The organism is Sporofaciens sp. JLR.KK001 (genome assembly GCF_036941055.1).
In the GTDB taxonomy this organism is placed as follows: domain Bacteria; phylum Bacillota; class Clostridia; order Lachnospirales; family Lachnospiraceae; genus Sporofaciens.
In genome coordinates this window covers 2,176,385-2,202,548 of sequence record NZ_JAYMNO010000001.1, presented here as the reverse complement: position 1 = coordinate 2,202,548, position 26,164 = coordinate 2,176,385, and the positions used below count along the sequence as shown (strand labels likewise).

The 26,164-nt window shown below is 39.6% G+C and carries 23 protein-coding genes and 2 pseudogenes; 2 read left to right on the top strand and 23 right to left on the bottom strand.

The genetic code is table 11. From position 1 onward, the window contains the following. Positions 1–640: 640 nt before the first annotated feature. Positions 641–1,093: a PLC family EF-hand domain-containing protein gene (locus tag VSQ62_RS11535; protein WP_334635063.1), complete on the top strand. Its 453-nt coding sequence runs from the start codon at positions 641–643 to the stop codon at positions 1,091–1,093. Positions 1,094–1,181: 88 nt separating this feature from the next. Further along, positions 1,182–1,382: a hypothetical protein gene (locus tag VSQ62_RS11530; protein WP_334635061.1), complete on the top strand. Its 201-nt coding sequence runs from the start codon at positions 1,182–1,184 to the stop codon at positions 1,380–1,382. 101 nt (positions 1,383–1,483) lie between these two features. Here the strand turns inward: VSQ62_RS11530 and tnpA are convergent, their stop codons facing one another. The 23 genes and pseudogenes from tnpA to VSQ62_RS11415 all read right to left on the bottom strand — a co-directional run bounded on the left by tnpA (position 1,484) and on the right by VSQ62_RS11415 (position 25,707). Further along, entirely contained in the window at positions 1,484–1,918 is a 435-nt protein-coding gene (gene tnpA / locus VSQ62_RS11525) for an IS200/IS605 family transposase (RefSeq protein WP_334632532.1), read from the bottom strand. 579 nt (positions 1,919–2,497) lie between these two features. After that, a complete protein-coding gene (locus VSQ62_RS11520) occupies positions 2,498–3,565 on the bottom strand; it encodes a polysaccharide biosynthesis protein (protein WP_334635059.1) in 1,068 nt (355 codons plus the stop codon). A gap of 18 nt (positions 3,566–3,583) precedes the next feature. Next, entirely contained in the window at positions 3,584–5,359 is a 1,776-nt protein-coding gene (locus VSQ62_RS11515; protein WP_334635058.1) for an HAD-IIIC family phosphatase, read from the bottom strand. Positions 5,360–5,742: 383 nt separating this feature from the next. Then, positions 5,743–5,985, bottom strand: coding sequence for an acyl carrier protein (locus VSQ62_RS11510; RefSeq protein ID WP_334635057.1), 243 nt, complete (start codon positions 5,983–5,985; stop codon positions 5,743–5,745). Between the two features lie 15 nt (positions 5,986–6,000). Continuing rightward, the gene (locus VSQ62_RS11505) at positions 6,001–6,882 is read right to left on the bottom strand and encodes a DapH/DapD/GlmU-related protein (protein ID WP_334635056.1); all 882 of its coding nucleotides are present in this window, start codon (positions 6,880–6,882) and stop codon (positions 6,001–6,003) included. Between the two features lie 60 nt (positions 6,883–6,942). Further along, positions 6,943–7,473: a GNAT family N-acetyltransferase gene (locus VSQ62_RS11500; protein ID WP_334635055.1), complete on the bottom strand. Its 531-nt coding sequence runs from the start codon at positions 7,471–7,473 to the stop codon at positions 6,943–6,945. Continuing rightward, positions 7,470–8,522: a DegT/DnrJ/EryC1/StrS family aminotransferase gene (locus VSQ62_RS11495; protein WP_334635054.1), complete on the bottom strand. Its 1,053-nt coding sequence runs from the start codon at positions 8,520–8,522 to the stop codon at positions 7,470–7,472. The genes VSQ62_RS11500 and VSQ62_RS11495 overlap by 4 nt, the downstream gene beginning before the upstream one ends. A 4-nt stretch (positions 8,523–8,526) precedes the next feature. After that, positions 8,527–9,615 carry a DegT/DnrJ/EryC1/StrS family aminotransferase gene (locus tag VSQ62_RS11490; RefSeq protein WP_334635053.1) on the bottom strand — a complete coding sequence of 363 codons (1,089 nt, stop codon included), beginning with the start codon at positions 9,613–9,615 and terminating at the stop codon, positions 8,527–8,529. Then, positions 9,612–11,063 (bottom strand): lipopolysaccharide biosynthesis protein, encoded by a 1,452-nt coding sequence (locus VSQ62_RS11485; protein ID WP_334635052.1) that lies wholly within the window; start codon positions 11,061–11,063, stop codon positions 9,612–9,614. The genes VSQ62_RS11490 and VSQ62_RS11485 overlap by 4 nt, the downstream gene beginning before the upstream one ends. Before the next feature lie 112 nt (positions 11,064–11,175). Further along, positions 11,176–12,315 (bottom strand): glycosyltransferase, encoded by a 1,140-nt coding sequence (locus tag VSQ62_RS11480; RefSeq protein WP_334635051.1) that lies wholly within the window; start codon positions 12,313–12,315, stop codon positions 11,176–11,178. A 50-nt stretch (positions 12,316–12,365) separates the two neighbouring features. Beyond that, a complete protein-coding gene (locus VSQ62_RS11475) occupies positions 12,366–13,298 on the bottom strand; it encodes a glycosyltransferase family 2 protein (protein ID WP_334635050.1) in 933 nt (310 codons plus the stop codon). Positions 13,299–13,332: 34 nt separating this feature from the next. Then, positions 13,333–14,571, bottom strand: a complete 1,239-nt coding sequence (locus VSQ62_RS11470; protein ID WP_334635049.1) for an O-antigen ligase family protein — start codon at positions 14,569–14,571, stop codon at positions 13,333–13,335. 95 nt (positions 14,572–14,666) lie between these two features. Further along, positions 14,667–15,764 carry a glycosyltransferase gene (locus VSQ62_RS11465; RefSeq protein WP_334635048.1) on the bottom strand — a complete coding sequence of 366 codons (1,098 nt, stop codon included), beginning with the start codon at positions 15,762–15,764 and terminating at the stop codon, positions 14,667–14,669. 15 nt (positions 15,765–15,779) lie between these two features. Then, positions 15,780–17,510 carry a glycosyltransferase gene (locus VSQ62_RS11460; RefSeq protein ID WP_334635047.1) on the bottom strand — a complete coding sequence of 577 codons (1,731 nt, stop codon included), beginning with the start codon at positions 17,508–17,510 and terminating at the stop codon, positions 15,780–15,782. Continuing rightward, complete coding sequence (locus VSQ62_RS11455) at positions 17,510–18,397, bottom strand: NAD-dependent epimerase/dehydratase family protein (RefSeq protein ID WP_334635046.1); 888 nt, start codon at positions 18,395–18,397, stop codon at positions 17,510–17,512. Before VSQ62_RS11455 ends, VSQ62_RS11460 begins: the two co-directional genes overlap by 1 nt. After that, the gene (locus VSQ62_RS11450) at positions 18,394–19,167 is read right to left on the bottom strand and encodes a sugar transferase (protein WP_334635045.1); all 774 of its coding nucleotides are present in this window, start codon (positions 19,165–19,167) and stop codon (positions 18,394–18,396) included. The genes VSQ62_RS11455 and VSQ62_RS11450 overlap by 4 nt, the downstream gene beginning before the upstream one ends. A 26-nt stretch (positions 19,168–19,193) precedes the next feature. Next, the gene (locus VSQ62_RS11445; RefSeq protein ID WP_334635044.1) at positions 19,194–19,715 is read right to left on the bottom strand and encodes a PglD-related sugar-binding protein; all 522 of its coding nucleotides are present in this window, start codon (positions 19,713–19,715) and stop codon (positions 19,194–19,196) included. 1 nt (position 19,716) lies between these two features. After that, entirely contained in the window at positions 19,717–20,010 is a 294-nt protein-coding gene (locus VSQ62_RS11440) for a hypothetical protein (RefSeq protein WP_334635043.1), read from the bottom strand. 341 nt (positions 20,011–20,351) lie between these two features. Continuing rightward, positions 20,352–20,607, bottom strand: a pseudogene (locus VSQ62_RS11435) (sugar transferase); the annotation flags it as partial. A 64-nt stretch (positions 20,608–20,671) separates the two neighbouring features. After that, a pseudogene (locus VSQ62_RS11430) lies at positions 20,672–21,448 on the bottom strand (DegT/DnrJ/EryC1/StrS family aminotransferase). Between the two features lie 82 nt (positions 21,449–21,530). Then, entirely contained in the window at positions 21,531–22,340 is an 810-nt protein-coding gene (locus VSQ62_RS11425) for a hypothetical protein (RefSeq protein ID WP_334635042.1), read from the bottom strand. A gap of 121 nt (positions 22,341–22,461) precedes the next feature. Continuing rightward, positions 22,462–22,989, bottom strand: a complete 528-nt coding sequence (gene loaP, locus VSQ62_RS11420) for an antiterminator LoaP (protein WP_334637637.1) — start codon at positions 22,987–22,989, stop codon at positions 22,462–22,464. Positions 22,990–23,232: 243 nt separating this feature from the next. Further along, positions 23,233–25,707 carry a Helicase associated domain protein gene (locus VSQ62_RS11415; RefSeq protein WP_334635041.1) on the bottom strand — a complete coding sequence of 825 codons (2,475 nt, stop codon included), beginning with the start codon at positions 25,705–25,707 and terminating at the stop codon, positions 23,233–23,235. Positions 25,708–26,164: the final 457 nt, after the last annotated feature.

Here is a 26,164-nt window from a genome sequence, read left to right as displayed (position 1 = left end):
TGATTAAGTCAGTACCATGACAGGTGAATGCAGGTTAGTAACAATCAAACAGAAAAACAAGAGCTGTAGCCGGCATCGTTTTTTTCCGTGGGGCATGACCCCGTTTAGGAGCTTGGCCGGCACTCAGTGTATGGTAGATGGGACGAAGGAAGTTGGGACACGATCCCCTTAGACACGGAAGGTTCATCATCATAGTTGATCAGAGGGAAAATAGCCTTTATAAAGCGAACCAAAAGGGATGCTTTAAAAACTATACCCATTTATCAGCTGTTCGGTACATGATACAACGATATCCATCACTCCCGGCTCTGTTTTTGAGGTAAATAAAATCGTCAAAGCCTATAAAATCAATAAATTTAGGCTTGACAGAATAGGAAGGAAACGACTATGTCACAGAAAATTGGGGCGAAACCTATGGACAGTTTGTGATTGAATTTGGCGACAGGGCCAGGATTGCTTAAAGCATAGAAACAGAAATATATCTGGCTGTAAATTACAGCAGCACTGCCCTTGATCCCTTTATCCCTTGATCACCGAAATGCCGTCTGTATGTTTCTTATGCATAGGCATTTTGTGCATAAGAAACATACAGACGGCAATAACTAAAGTAAGGGATAATGCAACCAGAGAGGTGTATAGAATGCGGAGCAGTAAGGAAAGAAAACGATTTCTGAAGCAGGAATTAAAGGAATATGAAAAAAGAATGCCCATGACCCAAGACGAGCGCAGGGAGCTCCGTGAATGGATAAATGCAGGATATAGTGTACATGAGAATACCTGTTGTGCTGTTGATGATGGGAACAAGCCGATTGATTTTCTTGATATATACAGGGAAGAAGAGGCATTGCGTAAAGCGACAGCCGGTATGGAGAGTGAAGAAGCAAGAAAATATGTACTGGATTACTATGGATGGACAGAAGAAACGGCGGAAAAAGAAGAATACACCGTTGAAATACTAAAAGACCGGGTACGTGAATTAGAAAGAAAACTATTTTATCTGGAGGAATTCATAGGGCAGAAAGGTTTTTGGAAAGAATCACAGAAATACATCGAAGAATACCGCGGTGAACCTATTCCTTTTGAAATCAAATGACTGTGAAAAAAGGGAGACCTAAAAACCACGCTATTAGAACCTGATCATTTATGATCAAATAAAAACCAGCAGTAAAGGAAACAAAGATATGACACATCAATCTTCCAGAGCGTATGCCTGTGTAGCGTATCGGATCATGGAATACGAAGGTCAGGAAATGTCAGAGGAATATTTAAGTATACTGATGGAGATGCTTTATGATTTTTATACGGAAAGTGAGATCAAAAAAGTCTACCTGGATAACGTCCGGCTGGACTCCTATGAAACAATGTTAAGGAATGGAGAATAAAAGAAAACTGAACCACTACCGGCTAAAGCCGGTAGGTTCGATTTGCTGCTAAAGCAGCCTGAAGTTGTCCGTGCTCTTCTTTATGCTTTTGTACTTTAATTTTATCCAATCTCGAAGTTATCTGATTTGTTTTTCTCCTGCAAATCCTGGTTTTTGATATACTCTCTGATGATTTCATCCGTCACATTTCCACTACTTGCCACAAAATATCCTCTTGCCCACAAATGCTGTCCCCAGAATTGCTTATTCAAATCCTTATATTCCATTTGCAACTTTCTGGATGTATTCCCTTTGATATATTGTACCAATTTGCTTGCAGACAAGTGCGGTGGAGCAGATACCAGCATATGGATATGGTCTGCTCCTACATGCCCTGCCAAAATTTCCACATCATTACTTTGACAGATGATTCGGATCAGTTCTCTTGTCCGTATTGCTATCTTCCCTGTAATCACAGGTTTCCTGTACTTTGTAATCCACACCAAATGATACTTAATGTCATACGTACAATGTGACGATTTTCTATAATGCTGCATATTCTTCACCTCAAGTTTAGTATCTCTATTTTTTCCCTTTTCTAAACTTGAAGATATAGGGTTGACCTAAAGGTTTCGCCTTAAGGCGAGGGTTTTAACCCCATTATACAGACAATAAATGAATAGTATCACCAGAAAATGGCAATACTATTCATATAAGGAAATCGAAAATAGCGTCGAAAAATAATGGAAAATGTAAAAAACTCAGCACTAAAAATTGCTATTGGCAATGTCGAAAAAACAACATTTTACATACCAATTTACGACAAAACACAGTTTATTTTACAGTCTCGCGAATCTCTTAGCGTCCCGTGAAAAAAATGATGTCACACCCCCTCTTTACCTTAATGCTCCGCTTGCTGTGTTCTATGAATCTGTCTTATCACGCCAACACCAACTTTCCTATCCTCCGCTTATCTTTTACATTCGATAATAAGCATACAGGAAATGCTACCCATATTGTATCATGCAACTTCGGCCAATTAACGAGACAACCTGCATGCAGCAACGTTATCCCCATTATGGCTATTACACGAAGGACTATAATTGATAGAATATTATCACTCCGCTATCCATTCATCATTTATCCAACGATACTCCTTTTAGTTGATCATTGACATATTCCGTTGTAAGTATCTTATTCACCGTACCATCAACATCAAGGCGATTTGTATTATGACTTGTATATGCTTCATCCGCCTGTGTTACAGCACCATAAGTAGCCAAAAACTTATCATAATTCAACCCACGTTCATCCGACGTTACACGGAAGTAATCTCCCATATCTTCAGAACGAATTCTCTCTTCATTCGTAAGCAGCGTCTCATAAAGTTTTTCTCCGTGTCGAGCACCTATAATCTTTGTACCTGTATCTCCGAATAATTTTTGAACGGCCTGCCCCAATACGCCTATCGTACTTGCATCAGATTTCTGAACAAACAAATCGCCTGGTTTAGCATGTTCAAATGCAAACATTACAAGATCAACTGCTTCATCAAGGTTCATCAAAAAGCGAGTCATGTAAGGATCAGTAATAGTGATTGGAATGCCTGATTTAATCTGCTCGATGAAAAGTGGAATAATAGAGCCTCTGCTGCACATAACATTTCCATATCTTGTGCAGGAGATAATCGTTCCACCCTTTTCTACGGCTCTTAAAGCGTTGGCTCTAATGACTTTCTCCATCATCGCCTTGGAGATACCCATAGCATTGATTGGATATGCTGCTTTATCGGTGGAAAGGCAAACTACATTCTTCACTTTTGCCTGGATAGCGGCGTTCAGCATATTCTCTGTTCCAAGAACGTTCGTCTTAACCGCCTCTATCGGAAAAAACTCACAGGACGGAACCTGTTTAAGTGCTGCAGCATGAAAAATGAAATCTACTCCATCGACAGCATCTCTTATAGAGTTAAAATCTCTTACATCACCAATGAAGAAACGTACCTTCTCCGAATAATCTGGATGCTTAGCCTGAAGTTCATGCCTTAAATCGTCCTGCTTCTTCTCATCTCTGCTGAAGATGCGAATCTCTCCAATCTCTGACGTCAGGAAGCGCTTAAGAACCGTTGTTCCAAAGGATCCTGTTCCTCCTGTAATCATCAGTGTTTTACTATTAAAGTATTCCGTTGAATTGTACTTTGCCATATTGTTTCTGCCTCCATATTATTTCGTTTCTTCTGCAACAACACTCATATGAAGCGATTTCGTTTTATATCTTTCAACATTTATTATCCATCTATCTTCAGTAACTGCTGTAAAGCCCATCTCGCTATAAAAATCCTTAACAATCCCATTTTTAGCTGTTGGATAGTAGTAACCATACACTGTCTCGATACTGCATTCTCTCGCTCCTTCAACAAGCTTATCCATCATGGCATCTTCCATACCACGTTTTAATACACGGCAGGACATGAGCCAGAGCCTTATATGGAGTTCTCTATCTTTTATCTCTCCGGCAACAACCGTAACTACACCATTATCTCCAAACTTGTCTTCAAGCTTTCCATACAGCGTAATCCAATTATCACTGCTCATCATCTTGCGAATATCGTCTTCAGAACATCTTAGTGTAGTCAAATTGAATTGATTGCTTTTATTTGTTAGCTGTACAATGCGGCTCACATACATCTCTTCAAAAGGTCTTATCGTTGCCTTCATTTCAAGACTGTCAAGATATTCTCCATAGTTTGAGAACGCAGCAACAGCCTTTGCAGCTTCAGTCTTTGCATGATACATCTCTGTTTTTTTTCTGTCCTCCGCTGACAGACTAACCACCTCAAAATACCCACTGTGATCAAGCGTTCGTATGAACGTCTCAACCTTACTAACCGCAGGAACTGCAACCCCAGGAATCTGCTTCTTTACAATTTCTCGCTCTGCAGGATTGTCGTCAACAAAGACAAAACTATCAACACCAAGGGTTAGCTCATCAGCCATCTGCGTCAAATTCTGATCCTTTGGATTCCAGTTTGCTTTAATAGCCACAAAATCATCTGGCTTTAATACTCCATCAGGATGTTTAAGACCGGCAATCGCATTTTCCTCATCATTCTTGGAATCAATCCCAAGAATTACACCTATATCCTTCTGTGCTTTGCAATACTCTTGGAACTCGCTATATACTTGACCACTTGGGACTTCCTGTCCAATTGCTATTCCCTCTATGCCATCATCTCCGACAACTCCACCCCAAAGTGTGTTGTCAAGATCGAGAATTAACGCTTTCTTATTCTTTCCATAGATTGCCTTAATTATTTTTGCCACACTGTCGGCAACATATGGAATTGCATCAAGACACATCGCATATTTGTACATATGCCAATACAGAGAGTCAGACCAAGCAGACAAACCGTAATCAGATGCCAAATAGTCAAGATCGTTGATGAAAAAGCCTTGATGATTCTGACTATACTCATACAGCTTCTGGTTGAGACGATATATATAGTTTGTGCGACCATGAACATCAGACACATCCTTGTTTCCAAACAAGCGATAATTCGGTCTATCAAAATTATTCTGAATAACAGGACACCCATATCTTTTCTCAATAGATTCCCAGATGGCAACAAACCGCTGATATTCGCATTCAAGCATCTGATTAATGTCATTGACAGTATGCGCAGGTGTCGGAAAGGATGTGATATTCCTCCAGTTGGTGTGGATATATACTATGTCAGGTTTGAAACTGTCCAGTTTTTCATTCCCAAACAAGGCATCTTCCATATATTTATCATATTCTGATTGGTAAAACTCTGTCTTAATGCCATAGTTCAGTAGAAAAAGTTCAAGGTGGTCAACAACTTCATCTGTTGTGGATCCGCCAAGCACTGCGACTCTTTTCTCAATGAATCCAATTCCACTCTCTAACAATTCTCTCTTCAATCTCTTCTTTTTTCTAAGAAGTGTCTTCGTATCTATCGGATAATCAAATATTTCCAAACTCAGTTTTCCTCCAGTAGTTCAATCATTCCCATAAAGGGATGTATCAAAAAACAGATGGCTCTGTTTTCAAGTGCTATCGCTTCATGTGGTTCTTCAAATTTTATATATCCTTCACTGACAATTTAAGGTTCGAAACTTCATAACATATACGATATGGGCAATTTCCATGCTTCTTAATAAGACACTATGCAACAGAAGTTTTTCCATAAGGAGATGTTAATTCAACAAATACCTTCACATTTTTAGAAAACAAATATCTATTCCTCTGTATTCACCGTGAACTATATCTTTATCAATGGAATATACTAACTCTGCAAAAGCCTTCATAGTTTTTCCCATTTTATTAACAAGGTATCCCACATGATGTACTCTCAATTACATTATTTTATTAACTCCTGAATTCTATCTATAATCTTACTTACCGACTCCAAGTTCTTAAGATCCTCCATGGCAAATTTAATACCAAATTCATCCTCTATAGAACCAATAAGATTGATGTGAGCTAAACTGTCCCATCCCTCAACATCATCGGATGTTATAGTCTCAGAGATTTCAAGATCCTCATCATCAAATACATCCGCAAAAACCTCTGTAAGTTTTTCAAAAATTTCTTCACGATTCATTTTTATGTCCCTCCATCAAAAGATTTGCTTTGCAGGATTACCAAACACTGTTGTACCAGCCTTCACATTCTGCATAACGACAGATCCAATACCCACAGTCGCACCAGTATGTATGATAGCCTTATTCATAATTGTCGCTCCTGCACCTATGTAACAATCATCTTCTATAGTCACGCTTCCCACCAATGTTATTCCAGGTGTCATTATTACCCTCTTGCCAATATTGACATAGTGTGCGATATGACAGAAATTATCTATCTGCGAATATGCCCCTACCCTTGTGAACCCATCAAATAAGGTATTGCAGACAGAACAGTGGTCTCCAATAGAAACTCCTTCTTCAATCAAAACCCCACCACAATGCTTAATCTTTGTAGGGATTCCATCAATTCGTAAGACTTGGCATCCCTCAGCTCCAATTGTCGTATGATTTCCAATGGTAGAACCTCGCCGTATAATTGTACCTGCCCTTATAAAAGAAAAGGCGCCAATCTTTACATCGTCCTCAATAATTACATAATCTTCTATGACTGCTGTTGGATGTATAATTGCTGTTGATGATATCTTTCTCTCTAAAACAACAGGCTTATAGAAATTATCGAGTCTAATCAAATAATCGTGTATCTCGTAGAAGACTTGTTCAGGATTATCCGAAATGATAACGCAGCCATCGCGCATTAAGAGCACTTCCAGATACTCTTCTTTAGTTTTTGCATCTACAAGTAATGCTTTAACGGAAATATCTGTAGCAACTCGTTTCTTATACTTTCCGCTTGTAGCATATGTCAAAATAGCATCTTTTGATGAAGCTCGTCCAATTAGGTTTAAACCATTGATATCTACATCTGAGCCAAAATACTCCAGTTTAAACTGAGCACATAAATCCGATATTTTCATAAATCTCCTCCTATGGATAATCCCATCCACAGTCTGCTGATTCATGAACTCTTATCAAAACTAGAAATTCCTTGAAACTTCTATAAGGCTGGCATCTTCCTTAATGTATTTGTGATTCGGATCAAAGTTCATAATCGTGTGACTAAACAATTGTCCGTTAACAAAAGAACTCTGGGATCTGATTATTTGCCACCCGGAATGTTCATAGAAATTAATAAGTGGTTCCTTGCATAAGAGAATTCCAATGGAATCGGCTTTCTTTATAAATGCATTAATACATGCCATCAAGATACTGCCCACTCCAGCATGTGCGTTATCCTTGTCAACGCACACATTCCCTATGCCCAACATTCTGTACATGGATTGATTAATGCTTACATCAACATTAACCGCATTCAAGTAGGCGAGCAGTACCCCCCCCCCGCGATAAATCAACATGTGGTTATCGTCAGGGTATATATTATCTGCCAACCAATTCTTATGTTCTTCAACACTGTATCCCCAGTGTTGTTGTTTTAGAGTTATCAGGTCATTCATTTCTCTTTCCTCAAGCTCTGATGTTATCTTCGTTTTTATTACTAGTTCATTCATTCCATCCACCATCCACACGGTAAGGCTACAAAGCGTTTATAGAATTCTTCAACCCCCGGCAACTCTACTTCGTGTTTACCGAAAGCACTGTAAATATCATTTCGAATATGAACTCCCGAAGCATAGTAACCCATATTACGGAAGTTCTTGATTGTTCCGATCTTATCATTAGTCAAAAGACCATAAACCCAGTAATTAGGTTTGCAGTTTTCTCTATATATTGGAATCATTGTACTTTGGAAATCATATATGGTTCTCCATTTTTCAGCCTGATCGCGATGGCTTTCAATCAGCTCAGAAATCTTCTCCATTTGCTTCAACCCAATGTAGCCGTTAACATTACTCATCGTGGCACTGAAACCGACTAAACTGATATCACAATCCGGACTGATCTCTCCCATCTCATCTCTGAATATAGATCTGTCGATACCGCAGTCTCGTATTAAAAGACTCTTCTCATACAAACCTTTATCCTTGAAAATCACGATGCCGCCATCGATACAGTTGCAGAAACGAACAGCGGTCAATGAAAAGATTGTCACACCGGTTCCGCAGTTACCGATTTTCATACCGTGATATTCAGAACCAAAACATTCAATTCCATCATCAATAACTGGAATGCCATGACGATCACCTATCTCATTGATTTCGTCAATATATCCGGGATAACCACAGAAATGATTATGAATGATAGCCTTTGTGTTAGCTGAAATCTGTTTCTCAACTGAAACAGGATCCAATGTACCTGTATTAGGATCAACATCTGCCCATCGAATCCTACAGCCATTGGATAGATATGGTTGCGTGGATGCAAGGCATGCCATGGGTGAGGCAATAACTTCATCTCCATGCTTTATATCCATAGCGGTTAATGCTACAGAAATTGCAAGATGAAAACTCGTTGTCACCATTAGATAAGGTGTTCCAAAGTATTCTCTGAGCTTTTCCTCAAATTGTTTCGTGTAGTTGCCATATGCCAAAGCACCAGAATGAATAATATCTTGTAAGTCTAGTATCTCCGGCATATATGGTTTATATAGCGGTATCATTTCCCTACCAACCTCGCTTAATTACATCTGCAATCTTTTCTCTCGACTCCTCATCGACCCACCAGCCACAAGGAATGTGAACAAAGTTCTTATACCATTCTTCCATTCCAGGAAGGTCACATATCGATTCTCTAAACACACTGTGAGTATCGCTGCGGTGATGCAGCGGTGATGCCAATACATCTGCATCTTCCATTATCTTGCAGAAATCATCTCTATTATCAACTTTTAACGTGTACAGCCAATAAGAGGGTTCTGTGTTTTTATAATAAGGAATTAATGTCACTCCAGGAATTCCTTTAAGCGCTTCGTCATAGAACTTTCCATTGCTAATGTATTTATCAAGGACTTCCTGAGCATGTCTTAGCTGAACCTGACCGATAATACCAGTTATATTATTAATGCCATATTTGTATCCAGCTCTTGTTATATCGTTTTGAAGTCTTGAAACTTTCTTATCAAGACCAAACCACCGTAGCTTACGAGCTGGTTCAACCTCTTCAGGATTTCTGAATGCTATAGCTCCGCCATCGACCGTGGTCATCTGCTTTATAGCCTGGAATGAAAAGCATGTGTACTGTGAATTAGCGCCGATTACTTTTCCGTTGTACTTTCCACCAAGACAGTGAGCTGTATCCTCAATAACTGGAATGCCGGTTTCTTCCGAAATTTTATTGAACTCATCCATGTCGCAGACCATACCGGCATAGTGAACCAGCATGATTGCTTTGGTTCGATCCGTAATCTTTTCCCTCACAGACTTGGGATCAAGTAAGCCAGTATCGGGATCAACATCACCCCACACAACCTTAGCTCCTGTAAACGCAATCGTCGTGTTAGTCGGTTCAGCCGTCATAGGAGTGCTGATGACCTCATCTCCAGTACTAACATTAAGTGAGAGTAAGGCAAGATGGAGTGCCGCTGTTCCTGACTGAACCACTAAAGTGTTGGGGTTATCAATAAACTTCTGAAATTCTTCCTCAAATTTCCAAGCTGCTTCGCCTTCGGCAATATATCCACTATAAAGAATTTTTTCGATTTCTGGCATGAGTTCTTCGCTTGGTGCGATATACGGTTTTACTAATGGAATCATGACTTCCTCCTAATGATAATATTTCGTAAATAGTTATACTCTTCAATCTTCAGTACATGAGATAGTGTAATATATATAAATGCTCCGAACACTGTCTGTACGAGAAGAGTAATTAATTTGCCAGTAAATAGTGTTCCAGCAGAATATACTCCTACAGCCATCACAATACCTAATGAACCCGGAACTAAAAAATCTTTGATTTGATCTATCAGTCTATAGCCGACATGTATTTGCACAAAAGTACCATAAATAAACACAGCAGAAATCTGCCCTATCAACATACTCACAGCAATAGCAAATGGTGTATTAAATATAGCAACTGCCCCTATCAAAAGTGAAATGCCAAGCACTTTGCTTATTATTTCAATCCTCAGATAAACATCAGATCGTCCAATTGCATTAATCGCCTGAATCGAACAACTCTGCGTAGGTTGAAGCCACCAGACTATACACATAATTTGCAAAAATGGAACACATGGAAGCCACTTGTCTGTTAACAAAATGCTAACAACATTGTTTCCTACTACAGCTAATCCGAAGAGAATCGGTGTCATTATATATGCACTCGTTTTTGCGGCTCTTCTTGTCATTAATGCCAGCTGCTTAACGTCATCCTGGCTCTTGGATAATGTTGGCAACATTACCCTCGTGATTGTCGTATCAATGTTTGATGCGATGAACTGCGGGAATTGAAAGCCTCTATTATAGTAGGCAAGATCGTCTGCAGAATATCTCTTTCCAATTACAAGTGACCTAAGTTCTGAGTATCCAGTAAACATTAATCCAGTGACCAATATTTTCCATCCAAATTGAAACAATGATTTAAATCTGACCCACGAAAACTCTAGCCTTGGCTTCCAATCAACAATCGCTGAAAGAAAAATGGTATTTAAAAATATGTTAATTACCTTCTGAGCAACCAAAGCCCATAAGCCATCACCTTTATAGGCCATAGCAATTCCAATTATACCTGAAATAACTGCCCCCGCTGACGTTGCAATAAATGACTTCTTAAATGTCATTTTACTGTTAACATAAGCAACCTGAATACTATTGTATGCAGATAATGGTATACTCAAAGATAATACTCTGATTATAGGAATCAGCAACTCATTTTCATAATACTCTGCTATTAATGGTGCAGATATAAACAAGATAGCATATAGTACTGCGGACAGAACACAATTGAACCAAAATAGTGTATTGTAATCTAATCTATCCGCATCCTTTTTTTGAACTAGGCTCATATTAAAGCTAGCAGATACAAATACATTAGCAATATTTATAAACACTGTGACCAAGGCAATCAAACCATAATCATTTGGAAGTAATAGCCTCGCAAGGATAATAGAAACAATGAATGTAACTAACTGCGCCGAGATATTCTCAAGATAAACCCAGAACAGGCCTTTCATAACTTTGTTTCTTGAAACTTCATTACTACTCATCAATTCTCCACTCCGCAATCCAATAAAAGAATAGTTGCCAATAAAATTATAAACAGACTATCCCCTTTGCAACATCATTACATTTATCAGTTAATGCTGCTTTAGATAATCCTTAGAACCCCTTGGACTTTATCTCATCATCTATAATTTTCATGGCTGCAAACGAATCTTTGATGTCATCATAATGCTTCGTGCCGTCTAAATTCAGTCTTTTGATAGTTCTATTGTATATAAACCAGTATATTCTTTGAATAAACAAACTTGCATAATATAGATTGTATTTACCTTTATTGTATGTACCCTCTATATTCGGGTTCTTTAATAGCCCCTTGTAATCCCTTTCAAACATAGCAAATCCAGCATATAAATACTCGAAATTGAATAATTTAAGATTGTGTTCCTTTTTTGCATTCTTTAGCGCCGCAAATATTGACTGCGCGTATATTGTTTCTGCTGTCCATATCATAGGAATTCGTTTCTCCCACTGTTCTTCGATATCAGATGGCAAAAATGATTTGTTTTTCAACTCTCCCTTATGCTGATGTTTAGCGCCTAAACCCGCAGCGCTTTTAGGCGAAGCTCCGGAAGAAACCAGCGGCAGATCACAATATACGTATTCCCCTATATAATACGGTAAAACAATAGCTATCCCCATATCAGGGCTTGGCCCCGGAAAATATGTGCCGCATGCATCCCTTACTTTATCTAGGACGCTTTTCCTGATTACCCCTTGGTATAAAGAAGGTAACCTTCCTAATGAAGTTCCACACCTTTGCAGTATTTTATGTTGCTCTTTAGTTCCGTTAAGGTGAATCTTTTCACCCGTAAACCGAGGAATCGTAACATTGAAAGTATGTGTTGCAACTCGGGTAACTCCGGGCCAATCATAAACGGCTCTGTTAAATATGGCTCCATCGATACCTTCCTCCTGCATTTTCTCAATAAATCCAATCAAATGCCGTGAAACAATATCGTCATCTCCTACAAAGCATATATACTCGCCTTTTGCATGTAGTACTCCTAAATCACTGTTCTCGCACACGGTATATTGTTTATCATCCCAATAATAATGAATGAACGGGAAAGAATGATCATTTAAATATCCTTCGAATTCCTTGTTATCTTCCGTATTATCCTGGATTACAAGTTCTATTCTTTTGTCATTGATATAACATATCTGTTTAATTAATGAATATAAAAATTTATATCTGTTCTTTGTTGGAACAACAATACTTAGCAAGTATTCACTCATCGTATCCACTCCTATCACTTTATGTTTGCTCATCAAATCAACAACATTCATCAGCTTCTTATATAAATCCGATAAATTACGTTGGCGTATGCAATTGGGAATAGTAAATACATAATTCCTGATATTGCATATCTCGCTGGCAAACCTTTAATACCAAAACGCTTGTAGTAGTTTATTATATTCTCTCTAATCCTTTTCTTTTTTTCGTTAGGAACATCCTTGTATCTAGATCTCATAAACACATTTATACTTCTTTCAAACAACGCTTCGTATACGCTTTGGGGACATCTGCCAAATGTATCATTAGTTTTTCTTATGATGTAATCCAGCAATCGAACCGTATCGTATACCTTCTCAAAAGGCATCCAATTCCCCGAATTATACTTAGACTGTCTGACATGATATAATTGTTTTTTATAGTAGATGCACTTATTTGATTTTTGTATGCAATTAAATAGATAATATGCATCTTCCCCAATCTTGACATCAACAGGGAATTCGTTCTCTATGGCAACCTCTTTCCTAAATAGTTTACCAACGACACCTCCCTCATATCCATCTTTTCGATAAATATAGTCGATGGCTTCATAGCGAGACATCTCAAGCACATCCCCATTATAATCCCTGTATATGGAGGTCATCAGAATATCTGCTTCACCTATCTTCTGTACCATATCTCGCACATAGTGTGTATCTACAGCATCATCTGCATCAATAAAAGTAATATATCCACCTGAAGCAATTGCCAGTCCCTGATTTCTGGCATACGAAACCCCGTGATTTTCTTTAAGATCTATAATTTTGATAAACTCATATTTTAGACTGTAACTATTACATATTTCTAAACAACGATCCGGTGAGCAGTCATTAATAAGAATAACCTCTATATCTCTATAGCTTTGGTTAATTACAGTCTCCAGACAGGAAGCCAACGTATCTTCTTTCTTATATATAGGAATAATAATAGTGACTAATTTATTCATAATTCTCCTGAGCTTATGGCTATTCCTTGCCGCCTTATCCTCGCTTTTCATCTATAAGACTATAATTCGTTATAGTCAGGTTATGTTCCATTCTTGCGCCATCAAAGATTCTTTTGTCCAGCATCATGCCACATACGATATATGCCATGTACGGAAACACAAATGACATTGTAACCATTTCAGTGCCTATATTCAGTAGAACGAATAGTGCAATGAAAATCTTTTGATTCCTATTGCCATACAGAAACAATGAAAATAATATTGCAAAAAAAAGAATTAATCCTATTGCTCCATAACATTTATAAATAAGTGGCCATCCTGGCAACCATCCCACATCATCGCTTATAGCTGGTACATAAGCCCCTCTTCCAAAGAAAAACTCAAGTGCTGATTTGGGACTAAGTGCCTCCATAACATTTTCGAATCGCCCTGAAGAAGCTTCATTACTTTGAAATGTTCTTCTAATTAATATTTGTGCTGTCGAGCTTTGTAATGCAACATATAAAGCTCCAAGTAAACCAACAATCAATGATAATGTTTTTGTGGTAATCTTTTTTTCCCTAAATAGTCTGTAAACATAGACCATCCACGCAAGAGCCAGCATAGCCAAGCCTGTAGTCGAACCGGAAAGAACTATTCCAAATGAAAGAAAAATCTTTAATGAGATTTTTTTTGAAGTATCACTTGTGAGTAATAAGATGATCAAAAAGCCTATTACATATATCGCATAGTGAGCGGGCTCTTCAAAAAAAGACCTTGGCCTATAAAAAATAGTATGATTAACATAAAGGTAGTCAGTAAGCAATTCTTCTCTCGTAACAAATCTCGCTATGAATCCTGGCAAATATATGTGGAAGAAAACCATCAGTATATATTGCATTAATAGCCATATCGTACTTAATACGCAAAACCCCCCGTAAAGTTTTATTGTAAAGTTGATGTCAAGATAATTCTTAAAACAAATAGCAAATATAATAAAATACAACAAATATCTAATTGTATATGTCATATGCTGACCAGACGGAGAATTGGTGTAAGTCATTGTTGCAAAACCATCAAAAACCAGGTATATAGCAAATAAAAACAGTGACGGCACCAGCTTAACATTATGGGAAAGAACGCTTCGGGAAACTGCTATAGCAAACATAAGTACAAGCGCAAGATCGGCTATAGTTCCTCTTCCCCCCGGAAGTTCATACATATTGAATATAGGCATTAACAAAAGTAAAAATGAAAGTAATTTACTTTTGTTCTGATTATATATAATTCGCATATCTTGCTCCCTATTTATTGTACCCTTGAAAAATCCAAATTCATCTATTTTCTCTAACCAAGCAGAAAATGTCGCGAATCCTTTAATCGCATTAATTACAATTCCCTATAATACTTCATCAACTTAATAGCCGTCTGCTCACTATCATATTCTGTATCCTTTACAGCTTCAGAATATTGTACTCTCTCTTGTTCTTCTGATTTTATTATTGAATTCATTAATGCAGTAGACCAAGACTCTGGACTGTCATTTAATGATTTGAATGTAATCAAATTGGTAATGCTTACGTTTTTTGATATAACATCAGAAGCAAGTATTGGTACACCTGCAGCTTGTGCCTCTATCAATGTAAATGGTAGGCCTTCGTAAAGAGAAGGGAACAACATAACATCCATAGAAGCCAAGCACTCATTTGCATTGACAACGTTTCCGCAGAAAATAACACTTTTATCTAATCCCTTTTTCTTAACTCTTTCAAGGATATCATCTTTTCTCTCTCCATCGCCAATTAACATGAGGAAAGAGTTTTTATTGTTTATATGATACTCATAAAATACATCAACAATGAACTTGTGGTTTTTCTGCTCTGAAAATCTTCCAACGTGACCTATGACCGTACATTCGGAGGGAATTTTATACAGTTCCCTTATTATTTTTCTTATATGGTTATTATATTTAAACTTCTCTGAAATAATCCCATTATTTATTATGCAATACTTTTCATCCCCAAAAAACCATTCTCCCGCTTCAACTCCACAGGATAGTCTTCCTATATCAAGCTTCCTGATTCTATTCTTATTGATACGGTGAAGAGCATTTCCAAGCAGTCCTCCATTTGATTTTGAATTGTGAGAATGAACAATCACTTTGATTCCCTCTTTAACACAAATAACAATTGGGAAAAGATTTAAAAGAGAATTTAGGTGAAAGTGAACCACATCATAGTGGCATTCTTGAACCAATCTTTTAAAATCATTTTTATTTTTTAAAGGCCTTTTATTATACGGAGCAATAAAATGGATATGACCATGCTGCCGGATTATTGCTTTTTCTAAATCTTTATTCTCAATAGTGTTAGATTGAATGCAAAAATCAAAAGTACAATCTACAGTATGAACTGAGCTTAAAAAATTTAGTAAAAAGGACTCCGCCCCGCCTATATTCAAGCCATAAATATAGTGTAATACTTTCATTAACTGTCCAATCTCCTAATACTCTTTCTTCATAATTCTGTTTGAAGTTGAAACAGAGAAATGCTCCGCTTTCCTTTTACACAAGAGTGACATTCTGAATAAATCGCCCTCTTCTTTTGTAAATCTTAGTTTTTGTTTGTAATCATTATCATCTCCACACAGCCATCCGGTCTCCCCATCTATAACGAAGTTCCTGATACCCCCAATGCCATGACCGATGACTGGAAGTCCTGCGGACATTCCTTCCAATGCCGCAATCCCAAGTCCTTCCCTCTTACTGGGAAATGCGAAACAATCAGACATCCATAGTAAGTCTCTTACATCAGTACGGAAACCTGTCAGAATAACACGATTAGAGACTCCGTGCTCAACAGCTAACTTTCTTAGCTGTTCTTCAAGATTTCCTTTTCCGACAATCACATACTTGGCATCAGGAACATCAGCTAATGCTTCGATAATAACTCTGTGATTCTTATTGTCATTAAGTTCCCCTATAGAGATGACCACAAAGTCTGATAATCCCAGACCAAGTTCTTCTCTTTTCTCCTGACGAACTGCAATGCTTAAGAGATGTCTATATCCCCCCCCCCGATATACATCAGACATAATTTCGTCAGTGTGCCTTATATCGAAGGTCTTTGCTGTTTTGAAGTTATTCGAGGCACAGTTATTTCGGAAGGTTTCATCGTCATACATATGTTTGATAGCTTTCACCATCGCATCAACATTAGTCGGATCAATGCAATATCCAGACACACCATCTTCTGTGTAATCCTTAATACCATTCACATTCGCTGATATCAGTGGTAGTCCTGCAGCCATCGCTTCAAGAGATGCTATTCCCAATCCCTCTCGGATACTCGGATGTACAAAACAATCAACAATCTCACACAGTTCATCAATATCTGCCCGGAAACCTAGAAGTTTGATGTGATCATCCAATCCGTACTCCCTAATTAATCTTCTGAACTCTTCTTCCTGATCACCCTTGCCTACAGCAAGGTATACGATATCATCGATATTCCCCTCTTCTTTTATCATATGAAGAGCATCAATGATAACCTTCTGATTCTTACGTTCTGAAAGCTCACCTACTGACAGTAGGATGAAGTCAGAATCCTTCACTCCCAATTCTGAACGTTTAGTTCTTTTATCCACTTTGCATACAGCGAACTTCTCGGTATCCACACCCACTCCTGGAATATAGACAACCTTTCTGGCTTTGAACTTCTCCGATGCTCTCTTATAGTCTTCCTTGTTAATTGTAATCAACACATCGGTGCAGCGGGAGAAATATTTCTCTATCGGATAAAAAATCATCCAGTTCTTAAGCGGTGCTCCATCATAAAAATGGAAACCGTGGGCTGTATAAATAACCTTGGTTCCATTCTTTCTTTCACTCTTAGCTGCTTGTCTACAGATAACTCCACCAATAGGACTGTGACAATGTATGAGGTCGTAGTGTTCAGATGTAATTAGTTTTTTAACTTGTTTGTACGCAGACATGACAGCACTTGGATTTAGTGATCGTGGTATTGCTATATCAATCACACGAACTCCCATATCGTTGAGACGACTTTTCAAATCTTCTGCTCTATCGTTTGTAATAGTTCCTGGATGTGTAAAATCTGCTACAACATCTACCTTATAACCTAAATCGAGAAGAATCTGGATGTTCGGAATATTAAATTGATCTATCATTGAAGCAACTGATGCAAGCTGCAATGCTTTTTTTTGTTCCGCCATTAGCCTTCCGTCCTCTTAATACTTTCTTTTAATGAAACTTTCTGATATTTGAAATCATATTGGCTCATGTTCTGTTCATAGCTCATATTTCCAAAAGCCTTGTTTGCCAGACCTGAAATCTTACCGGGAATATGTAATGCAAGGCTGACAACCCAATTCCATGCCTTAGACACTTTGACCTTATGTCCGCTTACCTCTCCGATGATTTTTACCATCTCTGAAGTCCTGGTATATTCAGCATTCTGAGGCCAGAAGATACCACCTTCTCTTCTTATCATTACCTGGCATAGGAACTCACAGAGGTTTTCTATGTAAAGCATCGACCTCTCATTCTGCACATCTGGAAATATTGGCAATTTTTTCGCCATCTTAGCAAGCATAGGATAATTACCCTTACTGTTCTTGCCATAGATCATTGGTGGTCTGAGAACAGTTACAATGAAACTGTCATCCGCCAGTTCTCTAGCACCTTTGTCAGCCTGCCACTTGCTATCTCCATAAAAATTTGCAGGTTTCGGTTCTGTATCAGCCGTAATCCTCTTCTGCTTTCCATACGGAGCCGAATCGCCATAGACAATCGATGAAGACATGAAAACAAACTGCTTAACGCCTTCTGCCTTCGCCTTCTTAGCTGTCTCTATAGCAAGATCAGTGTTAATTGCATAATACTTTGCCTTAACCTCATCGCTTACATTTCCAACATCAGCGTGAGCAATACCAACAACATGAAAAACAACATTGTATGAAGAGAAATCTTTTTCTTTCCAGCTATCGTCAATCATGTCAACAGTTTCTATTGAAAGCTCTGAGCCATAGTGCTCACGAACATAATTCTCAAAGGATACACCTATATAACTATTTGCACCGGTGATCAATACCTTTTTCACTGGTTCTTCTCCTTTTTATGTAACTCTCCTGTACCGCCCTCAACAACGCCATCGCTCTTTACCACAGAGAAGATGGTTCCGACAAAGCACTTCACATCAAACGGAAAACTAATTTTTTTTACATAGTCTCCATCCAGTTTTGCTTTATCAGGTATTTCCAACTCATCTCTTCCGTTGATCTGAGCCCATCCGGTCAATCCCGGCTTCACATCATTGGCGTTATATTTATCTCTTTCAGCCACCAGGACATCCTGATTCCAGAGCGCAGGTCTTGGGCCTATGATCGACATATTACCCACGAAAATGTCCCAAACCTGAGGTAATTCATCGATGCTGGTCCGCCTCATGAGACGACCTACCTTCGTAATATACTGATCCGGATTGTCCAACATATGCGTCGGAACATCGTGAGGCGTGGACATCTTCATAGACCTAAATTTATGCAATTTAAAGTACTTTTTATTCCTCCCCACTCTCTTTTGAGTAAAGAGAACGGGACCCGGGTCATCAATTTTTATTGCAATTATTACAATAAGATAGACTGGTGAAAGTACAACCAAACCAATTCCGGACAGAGCTATATCAATAATTCTCTTGACGCACTTTTCATATATTCCGGCTCTATAATCACTATTACCAATAGCTTCTAAATGACCACGAACTCCATCAGCATTTTCTTTGTCACTGCTATCCTCAATAAAGATTACTTTTCTCCCCTCCATGGGATTCTTATAATCATCATTTGAACGTTTTTGAGCGTTATGCGACATCTATTTTATCTCCATGTTTTGTCATCTCAATAATATACCGGACAAGGTTTTTCAATTATAGCCATGACCATTTCTCCGGCTTCTAACTTTCTTTCAGAAGCAATTATCGCCCCGCCCTTACATATCGAACCGGCATTTATATGCGCATAATCACCTACAACCACATCATGGTCAATTACAGAACCAACGCTAACAATGACCCCTGCACCAATGACGCTATTTGTATTCACCAATGCCATTGGTTCAACGATCGCTCCCTTAGAAAGCTTCGCTGTCAGACTAACATAAGCTGTAGGATGAACTAAAATTGCTATCTCAGCGCCAATTTTCAGAAACCTGCCGGATATATCTCGTCTGGTTTTGTTATCTCCAATCCCTACAAAGAATTCATCGTATTGATCAACGAATCTTTCCAAATCGGATACTTCTCCCACTACACCTTCACCCAGCTTGTCATCTAAAAAGGAAATCTCATATCCACAAGCCACAGCAGTTTCAGCCACTACTTTGCCGTGTCCGCCAGCGCCGATAATCAAAAGCCTTTTCATTTTAGGCACCTTCAAAAAGGTTCGGCTCTTTTCCGTAACACCTCTTATGTTCTTCTATCCAGTTATCTCCGGAAACAAGTTCGTCCCCAACAGAATTAATCATTGGTACAGGCAGCTCGGTTAAAGTAATTACTGCTCTCCCATTCTCTATTGAAACTGAATCCACCTTATACTTCTTATCAAATTGATATGTTGCGAGCGATTCACCTGTATCAAAGTTAAGCTCTTGTCCATCAAACTTGCACACAATCGGTGCTTTTATTTTTGCAACAAATTGTTCAGTAACATACTTCATCGTAGTAATCACCTTTCCTCAATCTATGCTTTCCGCTTCTATCTTCAAGCAAATCATTCTCTTATAAAATCTCCGCCAGAGTCTCCCCTGGCAGAGAGCGCTCTATAGGAACTCACTAGGAGACAATCTAATTTGGTCGTTCCTTTCAAAACGCATACTTAGGTAGCATGAAGCACCTCCTGGACTTGATTCCAAGCCAAAAACTTCATACCACCATCTATATCAAATAATACTATTCTTTCAGAAAATAGGTCGCGACCCGTCAAGAAATGAATTGGACTAACCTCGTGAAACCCTTTGTTTTCAAGGCTTTCCGTGGTTTGTCTTATTATATCGTTTACCTCCAAAGATGTTGCACGAAGAAATTTTCCAAAAGCTGTTAGCCTAACACTATCCGGCAATAATTCTCCATCTTTATCTCTTTCATCTGTCATAGTCCGAAACTTATATAACTTAAATATTTTTTCATTCTTGCCTAGGTCTATCTTGCGCAAATAGAACAGGACTTCCCAATTTAATACGCACAAGAACTGCAATCACTACATATAACCACCAAAAAAAGATGATAGCCAGTAAACTGCAAATTACATCCAACAATCTCTTAAAATATTTCTCTTAAATCTCGTATGGCTTATGTGCATTTTTCACAGGTATCCTTCCCTTAATGACTTCCACTCTTTTCAAAACATCTTCTAATAATCTTAATCACTATATCCTGTTGTTCAGCAGTCATCTTATTATCACTTGGCAGACATAGTTCCCGTTCAAATATATCCATGCCTACATCTACACTCGTATTCTGAATATACGCATTACTGCATGCTCTTCCATTGCCTTCAACTGTTACAAAAGGATTCATCCGATACACAGGCTGCATATGCATGGATTTCCAGGTGGGCCTTCCTTCTACATTAAATGTTTCCAATACTTCTAATATCTTTCCCTGGTTCACTTATGTACAAAGCATCTTTTTCTCCCCGAATATGCTTTGCATAATGCATCCTTATCAATGATCATCCAGGACATCCAGTAATTCGGCTCTGACTTTTCTGCGTCAAATGGGTTCATAGATATTCTGAAATGCTTTTTCCAATGCCTGCGGATCCATATTCCAAGTATCATACTCCGTATCGATAAATACAGCTTCTCCTCCCTCATAGGCGACAGGATTCACCGTGGCATCAAAAGTCATATCTGAACAGAATACCTTATGTCCCTCTAAAGCACCGTGGCCAATCTTAGGTTTTCCATATAGCTTTTCTCCACAGAGTTTTATAGCCAAATGTAATGCAGCCGTACCTGCAGACAACGCTACTGCACATTTTCTTCCAATCTTCTCTGCAACACTTTGTTCTACCTCGTTAATATTCGTCCCTACTGTAGACACCCAATTGGTCATAATTGCTTCATCTACATATTTCTGTTCATCACCATGCATCGTTGGCGATGACAACCATATCTTTGATTCAAAAGGTTTTATATCTGCAAATCTTTGATCCAATTTTTAATCCGAACCTCCTTTAGCATACAATCACTCCCAGCACTTTTATACTCCTGTCAACAGCCAACTCCCTCTCCTGCCTGATCAGCCTCTCATAAGACTCGCCCTTCTTCTCAATAAACAGAACCCCTTCATAATACTCTAACTTCTTAAGCGCCGCCGCATGGAACACTACCTGTCTATACGGCGAAAACGTAACATCCTCAATCTCTTCCGCCAACTGTTCACAGACTTCTATCACATCATCCCCGCTTACGCTCCCCGCCAGCATGACTCTCTTTATCTTTTCCTCCGGATTCCTATGAATCGCCGCCTGAACATTCACCGCCGCAATCTTGATCTGCTCTTTCCTCGGGATCTTCGCATACGGTCCTTCTTCCAACTTGCGAATCCACCGGTCCACAAATCGAAATACCTTCTTCTTCGATTCGCTTTTACGAATAACCCCTAACAAAGGCATTCCGAATTTCTCTTGAAAATTATTCTCACTTTGCAGCTTTCCGCTCATTATAAAACTCATACAACATATCAAACAGACCAATCCAGCCCCGCCGATCATTCCCACCGCCGCAAAAGAGACAGCCGAAGAAACCGGATCTTCAAATACAATCGGTTCTGGAACTGCTTCTCCTTCAACCGATTTTGTCACAGACTGATGTGATTGTTCTTCTTTCTTCACCTGGTTCTCCGTGATCGTCGCCTGATATTTATAAATCCCTGCAATAACTGCGAAAAATATCATACACACAACAATCCAGCGCCATCTCTTCAAACAATAAAACATCAGATCTATCAGATTAATTTCATTGACTTCTTGATACCCTTCCATCAATAAAATCCCCTTTCCCAATCAATGATACTTATTCTGCTGTAACAGTTCAGATAAGCTGAGCCGTTACTTTCTACCATAAAATATCTTAAATACATACGGAACTTCATCCAAAAATCTATCATGTATTGTACTTATTCTTTTTTTCTACCATCTCAATTCCAAGATGTATCACCGTCTTCCGGTTCATAAAATCAACCTCGACCTTCGCGATCCGTCTGTGCAGATCGATCTTCTTGATACATCCTTCCATATTCTTCAGCGGCCCGGACAGTATCGTTATCTCATCATTTTCCGATACAGACACCTGGGATAACTGCACTTCCATCTTTTGATCGGAAGATTCCATAAGCCGTTCAAGCCAATTTACTTCATAACCAGAAAGAGGGATAAACCGATCCCCTTCTTTTCCCAACAGCTTTGTATAAGCCGGCACGTGTCTGAACTTCTGATACACTTCCTGAATATAATTACTCGTTATAAATACATACCCCGGAAGCAATTTTTCACGGATCTCTTTCCATTCCCCGCGGAATTTCTTCTTCACCCGGCGCATTGGATGGAAGCAAGAATCATATAATTCATTTCCCACCATCACCCTGATCTGCTCTTCTACTCTGTCTTCTGTTCCAGTAGCAACCTGTATCACATAATACAAAATAATCCTCCATTCATCCGTCCCACATTATAATGGCGAAGCACTTCGTCCGATAAGGCATGCTTCGCCATCTATGCCCCCAGATCCTTTCTGTTGCCACAGTAATCCGTCTGCCGTCTTGCAGATCATATCGAATAATCTGCCAAGCCTCCAAACGCCGAATATGTCATACCTCAGATATCCAAGTGCCCCTGCTGCAAGGATATCTAAAAAGTAATCATTCACTATCTATCATCAAGCAATACTCTGTTGAATCTCTTCCTGAGACTGTCCATTCTTCAACGTCTCATTATAATCCTGGCTTTTCTGGTTCCGGCCATCCTTCTTACGCCGTTCCCATTCCATCCCGATCATCTCTAATCTCCGCACCTGGTCTTCCCGCAGTGCCTTGCCTTTACGCTTCCCGGCAAATATCTGCTTCTGCTCGTTGACCCATTTCGCAAGCCAAATGCCTTCCGCACGGTATTTCGATGGAATATTCAGGTTGCCATACTCTTCATAATACGCTCTCGCAAGCCCATAGCGAACCTCCCAGGAATCCGGCTTCACCCAGACCATTCCAAGCTCATCCAACCGCTTCTGCCGTTCCGGGGAATGCTTCCCTCTCCCCTTCTCCCGCCTGTCCGCAATCCAGCTTCCAAGCTTATATCCCGTCGGGCTTACATAACCTGCCGGTACATTTAAGTTTCCATGTTCCTTATAATAGGCCAATGCCTCGGCATAGCCTTTCTCCCACTGCTGCTCCGGCTTCGTCATCCAAACCATCCCGATGGAATCAAGTCTTGCAATCTGTTCCTTCGTAAGTCCTGCGCCTGTGCCGCCCTTTTCACCGTTGCTTCCGTCTCTGCCATCGCTTCGGCTGCCTCTGCGAAGCAAACGCTGCCTTCTGATCCATCCGCCGATCTTTAGTCCCTTCGGCGAACAGTAAGCATTGGGAATATTAAGATTCCCGTGCTCCCGGTAATACTGCAGGCATTCCGCATAATTCTCTTCCCACAGATAATCCGGCACATCCCAGATCATTCCGATCTCATCTAACGCTTTCACTCTTTCTTCCGTCAGATAGCCCCGCTGTATCCTGCTCTTCCTGTAGGTCCGAAGCTGGCAGATCCACGAGCCCAGCCGGATTCCTGAATCTGTCTCCGTATTAACATTAGTATTCAGATCTCCGTGCTTTTCATAATAGTTCTTCGCTTCTTTGTAATACCGCTCCCACGACAGGTCCCGATAACTTCCCCAGACCATCCCGATACGGTTTAATTTCCTGATGCGGTCTTCACCCAGCGCTCCATATTTCTCACCGGCACGGACTCTGCGCTGCGTAAGGATCCACTGACCAAGCCCGTAACCGTCCTCTGTCCGATATCTTACCGGAACTTCCAGATTCCCATTCTCCTGATAATACCGCCTTGCGCATTCATACATCAGATCCCACGAAGCCGTCAATGTCTCATTCAATCTCTCGAACAGCGCCACGCAATCCTGCACCTCATCTACCACTTTGAAGTGTTCATTTACAATCTCATCCTTACGGTTCATATAGTGATAGTATGATGCTGCAATCTGCATCTCTTCTTCGATCGTACCGATACTGTGCAGATTCTCTATATTCAATACGATATCGAAGATCACCGCATCCTTCTTCTTACTTGCCGACAATGCCCGTCCGATCTGCTGTTTGTAAATAATCGGCGACACCGTGGGACGAAGCAGGACCACTCCTTCAATATCTTCCACATGGATTCCCTCATTGAGCATATCGATGCAGTACAAAAGCTTCAGATGCCCGCTCGTATCCGCTTTAAAATCCGCAAAGGCCTGGCTTGCGGCCGGATCATCGGAGTATACAGTGTAAATATGCGGCTGCTTATCCACTTTCGCAAACCACTCCGGCGCTTTCCCGATCATTTCCGTCATATGTTCGTAGTTCGCGCAGAAGATAATATATTTCCCTGCCGGATTCTTCATATGCTTTCGGAAGATCTCGTCCAATCCGTCTGCCTTTTGAAGGGCATGCCGCAGAGCATCCAACTGCCGCTCTCCTTCATCCCGGACTGCCTTGTTCTTCGCCATCCTCAACCGCTTCTGGTACTTTTCCAGATCCTTCTGATAAGAGAATACAGACAGAACATACTTAGGAGGATTCAGGATCCCCCTCACGATCGCCTCGCCAAGGGTCATCTCCGAAGCCACATTTCCATCGAATAACTCATCGGACATATCCCTCTGATTGTCCAGATAACGGATCGCCGTTGCCGACAGCCCTAACACCGGCGTGTCCGAGTATATTGTCAACAGCTTCTCTACTCCCTGCCCCCAAACCTTCGCACCGCAGCGGTGGAATTCATCTAATATAATATAGTCAGGACTTATTTCCCCTAATTCTTCCTCAGTCATAGTCATCAGCTTCGCATAGGTATAGAACTTGACATTCTCAAGAACATGCCTTTCCTGATCGCCGCTGACAGTCTGGTCATCCCCGTGAAATGCCCCGCTCGCCGTAAGATTCTCTACTTGCGTTTTGAAAATATATTCCGACGGCGACAGCCAGCAGATTATTTTGTCCGGGAAATCTTCACACAATTTAAATCCGATAAATGACTTCCCTGTACCTGTAGGATGTACAATCGCCGCTTTGCCCGCAGTCTGCAGCATATCCAAAGCCGCTTGATACGCTGTCTGATTATGTTCAAATAATTCAATTCTCATATCCGCGGCTCCTTTCCTATTACAAGTAATGTCTGACGGCTGAGATGTATATTTGACGAACTGTAACCTCGTCACAATCCACAATATCCCTGTCAAAAATGTAATGAAGTATCATCCTTCATTACAAAGAACCGGTATATCCCTATTTTTCGTACCCTTCAAATGCTTTGACTAGAATTTTGACGGCTGTAAAATCAACATCTCCCGGCCTTCCCCTGAATTTTATTCGATTTTTGCATAAAAAGTAATCTTTCAGATTTTGACTAGAATTTTGACGGCGATTAAATGATTTTCTCCCGTATTTATTCGATTTTTCTACAAATAGGATATGTGAAGACAAATATTTTCCAGATTTTAAATGATTTTTTAGATGATTTTTACAGAAATGGCATTAGAAACCCCATGCACAGCCTCCCAAAATGTTGACAAATCCATTTTTGCATGGTAATATAACGTA

Excerpts from the sequence above, each read along its gene's own strand:
- VSQ62_RS11415 (WP_334635041.1), bottom strand. The coding sequence starts at position 25,707 with ATGAGAATTGAATTATTTGAACATAATCAGACAGCGTATCAAGCGGCT.
- VSQ62_RS11490 (WP_334635053.1), bottom strand. The coding sequence starts at position 9,615 with ATGATTCCATTAGTAAAACCGTATATCGCACCAAGCGAAGAACTCATG.
- VSQ62_RS11510 (WP_334635057.1), bottom strand. The coding sequence starts at position 5,985 with ATGAATCGTGAAGAAATTTTTGAAAAACTTACAGAGGTTTTTGCGGAT.
- VSQ62_RS11485 (WP_334635052.1), bottom strand. The coding sequence starts at position 11,063 with ATGAGTAGTAATGAAGTTTCAAGAAACAAAGTTATGAAAGGCCTGTTC.
- VSQ62_RS11520 (WP_334635059.1), bottom strand. The coding sequence starts at position 3,565 with ATGGCAAAGTACAATTCAACGGAATACTTTAATAGTAAAACACTGATG.
- VSQ62_RS11535 (WP_334635063.1), top strand. The coding sequence starts at position 641 with ATGCGGAGCAGTAAGGAAAGAAAACGATTTCTGAAGCAGGAATTAAAG.
- VSQ62_RS11505 (WP_334635056.1), bottom strand. The coding sequence starts at position 6,882 with ATGAAAATATCGGATTTATGTGCTCAGTTTAAACTGGAGTATTTTGGC.
- VSQ62_RS11450 (WP_334635045.1), bottom strand. The coding sequence starts at position 19,167 with ATGTCGCATAACGCTCAAAAACGTTCAAATGATGATTATAAGAATCCC.
- VSQ62_RS11465 (WP_334635048.1), bottom strand. The coding sequence starts at position 15,764 with ATGAAAGTATTACACTATATTTATGGCTTGAATATAGGCGGGGCGGAG.
- VSQ62_RS11470 (WP_334635049.1), bottom strand. The coding sequence starts at position 14,571 with ATGCGAATTATATATAATCAGAACAAAAGTAAATTACTTTCATTTTTA.
- tnpA (WP_334632532.1), bottom strand. The coding sequence starts at position 1,918 with ATGCAGCATTATAGAAAATCGTCACATTGTACGTATGACATTAAGTAT.
- VSQ62_RS11530 (WP_334635061.1), top strand. The coding sequence starts at position 1,182 with ATGACACATCAATCTTCCAGAGCGTATGCCTGTGTAGCGTATCGGATC.
- VSQ62_RS11440 (WP_334635043.1), bottom strand. The coding sequence starts at position 20,010 with ATGAAGTATGTTACTGAACAATTTGTTGCAAAAATAAAAGCACCGATT.
- VSQ62_RS11475 (WP_334635050.1), bottom strand. The coding sequence starts at position 13,298 with ATGAATAAATTAGTCACTATTATTATTCCTATATATAAGAAAGAAGAT.
- VSQ62_RS11480 (WP_334635051.1), bottom strand. The coding sequence starts at position 12,315 with ATGAGTGAATACTTGCTAAGTATTGTTGTTCCAACAAAGAACAGATAT.
- VSQ62_RS11460 (WP_334635047.1), bottom strand. The coding sequence starts at position 17,510 with ATGGCGGAACAAAAAAAAGCATTGCAGCTTGCATCAGTTGCTTCAATG.
- VSQ62_RS11445 (WP_334635044.1), bottom strand. The coding sequence starts at position 19,715 with ATGAAAAGGCTTTTGATTATCGGCGCTGGCGGACACGGCAAAGTAGTG.
- VSQ62_RS11425 (WP_334635042.1), bottom strand. The coding sequence starts at position 22,340 with ATGGAAGGGTATCAAGAAGTCAATGAAATTAATCTGATAGATCTGATG.
- VSQ62_RS11500 (WP_334635055.1), bottom strand. The coding sequence starts at position 7,473 with ATGAATGAACTAGTAATAAAAACGAAGATAACATCAGAGCTTGAGGAA.
- VSQ62_RS11495 (WP_334635054.1), bottom strand. The coding sequence starts at position 8,522 with ATGATACCGCTATATAAACCATATATGCCGGAGATACTAGACTTACAA.